Source organism: Photobacterium sanctipauli (assembly GCF_003026495.1).
GTDB classification, from domain to species: domain Bacteria; phylum Pseudomonadota; class Gammaproteobacteria; order Enterobacterales; family Vibrionaceae; genus Photobacterium; species Photobacterium sanctipauli.
In genome coordinates this window covers 1-983 of the sequence record NZ_PYMA01000045.1, presented here as the reverse complement: position 1 = coordinate 983, position 983 = coordinate 1, and the positions used below count along the sequence as shown (strand labels likewise).

Sequence of the window (983 nt, the reverse complement as noted above, 5' to 3'; positions counted from 1 at the left end):
ATTGCCGCAGCTTCGGTGTATAGCTTAGCCCCGTTAAATCTTCCGCGCAGGCCGACTCGACCAGTGAGCTATTACGCTTTCTTTAAATGATGGCTGCTTCTAAGCCAACATCCTGGCTGTCTGAGCCTTCCCACATCGTTTCCCACTTAGCTATAACTTTGGGACCTTAGCTGGCGGTCTGGGTTGTTTCCCTCTCCACGACGGACGTTAGCACCCGCCGTGTGTCTCCCGGATAGTACTTACTGGTATTCGGAGTTTGCAAAGGGTTGGTAAGTCGGGATGACCCCCTAGCCTTAACAGTGCTCTACCCCCAGTAGTATTCGTCCGAGGCGCTACCTAAATAGCTTTCGGGGAGAACCAGCTATCTCCAGGTTTGATTGGCCTTTCACCCCTAGCCACAAGTCATCCGCTAATTTTTCAACATTAGTCGGTTCGGTCCTCCAGTAAGTGTTACCTCACCTTCAACCTGCCCATGGCTAGATCACCTGGTTTCGGGTCTAATCCTAGCAACTGCACGCCCAGTTAAGACTCGGTTTCCCTACGGCTCCCCTAATCGGTTAACCTTGCTACTAAAATTAAGTCGCTGACCCATTATACAAAAGGTACGCAGTCACCCCGAAGGGCTCCTACTGCTTGTACGTACACGGTTTCAGGTTCTATTTCACTCCCCTCACAGGGGTTCTTTTCGCCTTTCCCTCACGGTACTGGTTCACTATCGGTCAGTCAGGAGTATTTAGCCTTGGAGGATGGTCCCCCCATGTTCAGACAGGATATCACGTGTCCCGTCCTACTCGATTTCACTCGTTATGCGCTGTCGGTTACGGGGCTATCACCCTGTATCGCCAAGCTTTCCAGCTTGTTCACCTAACGCAAGACTAGCTTAAGGGCTAATCCGGTTTCGCTCGCCGCTACTGCCGGAATCTCGGTTGATTTCTCTTCCTCGGGGTACTTAGATGTTTCAGTTCCCCCGGTTCGCCTCAGCA

General features: G+C 51.8%; 1 rRNA gene. It reads right to left on the bottom strand.

The window, feature by feature from the left end:
- Positions 1 to 983, bottom strand: a 23S ribosomal RNA gene (locus C9I98_RS26360); the annotation flags it as partial.